1 protein-coding gene is annotated in these 6,000 nt (G+C 56.5%); it reads right to left on the bottom strand.

Features of this window, described 5'->3' with window-relative positions:
- Positions 1-5,510: non-ribosomal peptide synthetase (locus BM358_RS25805; protein WP_143109573.1), on the bottom strand; the 5,510-nt coding region annotated here is incomplete at its 3' end.
- Positions 5,511-6,000 lie beyond the last annotated feature (490 nt).

Raw genomic sequence — 6,000 nt, 5'->3', positions numbered from 1 at the left:
AGCTTCCGCGCAAGGCGGTTGGATCGCTCGTTCAGCTCGCGGTAGGTCAGCTGCCGCTCGTTCATGACGGCGGCCACGTTGTCCGGGTAAAGCTCAGCCTGTTCTTCGAACAATTGAACGAGCGTCTTCCCGCGCGGAAATTCCGTGGTGGTGTCGTTAAAACGTCCGAGAAGGTCGGCCTTTTCCGCCTCCGTCACTAGTTCCAGCTCGCCCACGGTAATTTCCGGGTTATCCGTCACTTGCTCCAGCAGATGGACGAGATGCCCCTTGAGCCGCTCGATGCTGTCTTTATCGAACACTTCGGCGTTAAAGTCGAACCGAATTTCGATCTCGGCTCCCGGCACCACGGTCACGTTGAAGTTATAGTTCGTCTGCTCCTCCATCTGAACGTCAGCGATCGTCAGGTCGCCGTGCTGCTGGTCGCCCGCCTGCTCCATCTGCTCGTCCACCGGATAGTTCTCGAAAGCGATGATATGGTTGATCAGGTTCTGCTTTTGCATGCTGCGGGCTTGAATTTCATACAACGGATAGTAATCATATCGCCCGGACTCCAGCGCACGCTCTTGGAGCTTCGCCATCATATCGGCGAACACGGTGTCGGCTTCGCTCGTGACGCGGACCGGCACCGTATTGATGAACAGCCCGATCATGGACTCGATGCCCGGGATTTCCACCGGTCTTCCGGCCACGACGCTGCCGAATACGGCATCGTTTGTTCCGTTATATTTTTGCAGCATCACGCCCCAAGCGGCTTGCAACAGCGTATTGACCGTAACCAGGCGCTCTTTCGCCACCCGATCCATCCGCTCGCTCAACTCCTTGCCCAGCTCGGCGGTGACGTGATCAGCCGTAAATCTGCCGTTCAGCGCCGGTTCCTTTTGTCCCGGGAGTACAGTTTGCCCTTCATAACCTGACAGGAATGCCGTCCAATAGCCGGATGCCGCCTGATCGTCCTGTTTCTCCAACCATTCGATATAGGCGCCATAATCCGATCCCTTATCTCCCGCTGGCTGCTTGCCGGATGCCAAGGTCGAGTACGTCTCAAACAGCTCCTGCGTCAGCTGCGCCAGGCACCAGCCGTCCATCAAAATATGCTGGAAACTCCACAGCACATGATAGCTTTGCTCTTCGGTGCGCAGGATCGTAACCCGAACGAGCGCGTCATGTTCCAGGTCGAAGCCGCGAAGCTTGTCATCCTCGGCCTTTTTATCCAAATACGCTTGTTTCTCGTCCACCTGCAAATGAAGCAGCTCTTCATATTCAAAGCCGACCGGCTTGTCGCGGTATATGATTTGCAGCGGCTCGCCCGCCGGTCCTTTCACAAAATTCGCCCGCAGCACCAGATGACGTTTTGCAAGCTCCATCCAGCTCCTCTCGAAAAGCTGGACGTCGAGCGCTCCCCGCATCGTAAACCGCGTCTGCTCGAAGTAAGCGGCAGTTTGCCGGTCAAGCGCGCTGTGGAACCACATGCCCTTCTGCATCGGCGTAAGCGAGTAAATATTTTCGATTTCCCCGAGATGGCCCGAGCGCTGGGCGATTTGCTCCAATTCCGCGATGGTCAAGCCTTTAAATTGCACGTCGCTCGGCGTCAATTCGGTGTTTTCTTTGCCTGCGCAGTGGGTAATGAGCTCTCGGAGACTTTGCTCAAGCCGCTGAGCGAAGGCTTCCATCGTTTCCTTGCGATACTGCTTCCGGCTGTAGCTGAGATCGAGCGATAAAGTGCCGTCCAGCACCATGCCGTTGATATCCAGCACAAAGCTGCGGGCCTGCCGGTCGCTGGCCGGGCTGCCGCTGGAATAAGAAGATATGCCGATCTCGTCCTGATTGACATCATCGTCGAACTGGCCGAGGTAGTTAAAATTAATTTCCGGCTCTGCGCCCCAAACAAAGCCATCCTCCGATTTGGAGAGATAGCGGCATACGCCGTACCCAAGCCCCTTGTTCGGAATGCGGCGCAAGCTTTCCTTGACCTGTTTAATCTGATAGGCCAAATCCCGGTCGGTTTCCGGCTCCAGGACGACCGGAAACTTGGTCGTAAACCAGCCGACTGTGCGCGTGATGTCGATATCCGTTCCGATCGATTCGCGTCCGTGTCCTTCGAGATTGATCCGCACCCGTTCGTGTCCCGTCCACTTGCGAACGGCTATGCCGAGCGCCGTTACCAAAATATCGTTCATTTCGGTGTTGTAGGCCCGGTGAACCCGCTTCAGCAGCAGCTCCGTTTCTTCGGGAGTCAAACGGACGAACAGCGATTCGCTGTCCTGCTGCGTCGTAACGTCCGCCTCCAGATCCTTCGGCACGGCCGGAACCGCAATTTGTTCCACGGCCTGCCAATAGGCCCGTTCCTTCGCCATCTCCGGGCTTTGCGCGTAAGCGGCTAACTGCTCGGACCAAGTGCGGTACGCATCCGTTTTCGCCGAGAAACGAATTTCCTCGCTTTTGCCGGCCTGCTCGTAACCCAGAGCGAAATCCTCCATCAAAATGCGCCAAGACACGCCGTCCACCACGGCATGATGAACCGCGAGCAGCAAATGATCGCCGTCCGCGCACCGGAACAGTCCCGCCTTCACGAGGGGCCCGTTCTCCAGATCGATGCCCGCTTGAATGTCCGTTGCCTTCGCTTCCACAGCCTGCGCGGTATTCTCCGCATCCTTGAAGTCGAACACGTCCAGCGTGAACAGCCCTCCGTCCTGAATCGCGCGGTTCCGCGCGCTAAACCCTTGTTCCGTCTTGCGGAACATCATCCGCAAGGCGTCATGATGCTCGGCCAGCTTTTGCAGCACCTGACGCACCGTCTCTTCGTCGAAGCGTTCCTTCCGGTACAGCATCACCGACTGGTTGAAATGATGCGGGTCCGCAAAGGAGCTCTCGAAAAACCAATGCTGAATCGGCGTCAGCGCCGTTTCACCCGTTATTTCGCCCTGATCAATGGTACGTCCGATCGGTTTCACATGCAGGCTGAGCTGTGAAATAGTCGGATATTTGAACAAATCCCGGATTTCCAGCTTGTACCCGGCTTGATGAAGCCGCGAAGATACTTGAATGGACTTGATCGAGTCTCCGCCCAGCTCGAAGAAATGATCCGTTACCCCAACGCGATCGGCGTTCAATACCGCCTGCCACACATCGGCAAGCGTCCGCTCGGCTTCATTGCGGGGAGCTACGTACGCGCCGCCGGTCAGCGCGTTTCCTTCCGGAGCGGGCAAAGCCTTGCGGTCGATTTTGTCGTTCGGCGTGAGCGGCATCTGCGGAAGCTGAACAAAATGCGCCGGAATCATGTAATTCGGCAATTTTTGCGCCAGCGCGCTTCTTAGCTCGCCGAGCGTAAGCGGGCGCCCCGCGACCAGGTAAGCGCACAGTTCTTGCCCGCTTTTGCCTTCCCGCGCGATTACGATCGTCTCCTGCACGGAGTCGATCTTCAGAAGCTGCTCTTCAATCTCGCCGATCTCGATCCGGAATCCACGGATTTTCACCTGATGGTCGATCCGGCCCAAGTACTCAATATTTCCGTCCGGCAGCCAGCGGGCGAGATCTCCCGTCCGGTAAAGGCGTTCTCCCGGCGCAAACGGATGTTCCACGAACTTCTCTGCCGTCAGCTCCGGATGGTTCAGGTAACCTCTCGCAAGCCCCACGCCTGCCACGCACAGCTCGCCGTCCACTCCCGGAGGCACAAGCTGCAGGTGGGCATCCAAAATAAAAATCCGGTGATTGGCCAGCGGGCGCCCGATCGGAATGACTCTGCCCTCCGGCTGCTCCTCATCCGCATCCCAAAGCGTCGTAACAATCGAAGCTTCGGTAGGGCCGTAAGCATTGAAATAGTGGACCTTGCGTTTCCACTGCTGCACGAATTCGGCCGATACCGCCGAGCCTCCCGTTACGAGCTTCGTTAAGCTGGGAAGGCGGTCCGGGTTCAAATAAGCACTGTACGTCGGAGGCAAAATCGCCGCCGTAATCGCATGCTCGTTCATATAACTCTCGAACAGGCGGTTGTCGAGAATCGTCTCGGCCGTCGGGATGTACAAAGCCGCGCCAAAATAGAGCGCTTTGAACACTTCCCAGCAGGACGCGTCGAACGACAGGCTGGCGAATTGAACGATCCGGTCATGCTCCGTGATGCCCAGCCTGTCTGCGAACATCAGCTTCAAGCTGACCAAACCGCGATGCTCCAGCATGACCCCTTTGGGATTGCCCGTCGTACCTGACGTATAGATGACATAAGCCAGATCGTTCGGACCGCTGGCCGGCTCCAGGTTCGAGCCATCGTCGCTGTAGGCCTGCTCGTCATCCAGCGCCACCACGGTCCCTTCGAACGGCACCTGCTGCAGCAGGTGCCGTTGAGTCAGCAGCAGCTGCGCATTCGAGTTCTCCAGAATGTAGCGGATGCGTTCTTCCGGGTATTCCGGGTCGATCGGCACGTAGGCACCTCCAGCTTTCAGAACCGCCAGAATGCCAACGACCGTCTCCAGCGATCTCCTGACCATCAAGCCTACCAGCTGATTGGGCAGCACGCCGACCGATCGCAACGTCCGCGCCAGCCGGTTCGCCCGTTCGTTCAGCTCCGCGTACGAAAGCCGCCGCCCCTCAAAGACAACCGCCGTCGCTTCGGGCACCCGCTTCGCCTGCTCCTCCACGAGCTGATGAATCGTCCGATCACGGGGATAGTCCTTCTCGGTATCGTTAAAGCTTTGCAGCAATTGAAATTTCTCGTCTTCCGACAGCATGTCCGCCCGCACGATGTCCAGCTCCAACTCGTGAAGCCCCACGGCCAGCAGGCGATTCAGATGGCCGACGACCCGAGTCATAAACTCGGAGTCATATAAGTGCTCGTTATATGACAGCGCTAGCTGTATCGTCCCGTCGGTTAAGCTGAATTCAAAGGAACAATCCGTGACCACATTTTGCCCGATTTCGTCCAGATGCAGCTCCTTAAGGGATACTAGCGTATGGATGACGGGTATACCGTCTGCATATTGCAGGTCCAACTTCTCCGTCATTTTCAAGAACGGAATATGTTGATGCTGAATCGCTTCCGGCAAGGAAGTCCTCAGCTCGCTCAGAAGCGTTTTAAAAGTCGCACCCGCCGAAAGCGAGTTTTTCAAAATGACCGTATGATTAACGGATCGACGCGTCTCCGTCGGTTTCCGTACAACCGGCATGCCGACCAGAATGTCAGAAGCGCCTGTGTATTTATGCAAGAGTGACTGAACACCGGCGAGCAAAATCATAAAAGCGGCCAGCGGAGCGCCCTTGCTCATTTGAAGGACGCGCTGCGCCGCTTTTTCCGAAAGCGAACCGCCCACGGTTTTCATAATGGGCGCCAGGGAGCTTGGAGCTTTGCTGTAAGGCAGCGGCGTCAAGGTATAATCGTCGCTACCGAATTTTTCGTTCCAAAACAACGTTTCTTTTTCAAAAGCCATCTGGATCGTTCCCCTCTCTTCATCGGTAAAAGCAATCCGGCGGAGCATATGCCGCAGCAACGCTTCAGCCTCGCTCCCCGCCTTTTCAAACATGTGACAACAATGTCAATGGCTTTCGCCAGGTCACCGCTTCGCTTGCCCGTTTGATCGCATGCGGCAATCCTCTTCCTAGCAGCTGTCCCGCTCGGCTCCCATGCGTGAAAGACAACAAAGAGCATCGTTCTACGCAAGAGATGCAGCTGCTTCCGGCTCCTCTGCTTCAATATGCTTGCTGCGGACGAGCCGCCCGAAGACGGGCTTTGGTTTAACATTGGGTTCGGAATTAGATTTGGGGGTGGACAAGGGATGTTCCACCCATCGATGTTAGGCTTGCTGTAGGGTTCCGGCCGGCCAGCAGGAAGTCGACCGTACCTCCGGATTCGGCACCGGAGCTGCCTTTGTCGAAGCCTATGTTTAAGGGATATTGATACACTCTATGTACGATTTTAGTATTCCCCCGCCTGGTGTGGATAAGTAAAGATCTGGCTGCGGGGTAGTGAGCTTTTCCTGACGATTAGATGTGACAATGGTGCTGCATGAGGCT

Origin of the sequence: Paenibacillus sp. cl130 (assembly GCF_900116035.1) — a bacterium.
GTDB lineage: Bacteria > Bacillota > Bacilli > Paenibacillales > Paenibacillaceae > Paenibacillus > Paenibacillus polymyxa_B.
The sequence above is the reverse complement of the archived record's forward strand: the minus strand, read 5'-3'. Positions and strand labels throughout refer to the sequence as shown.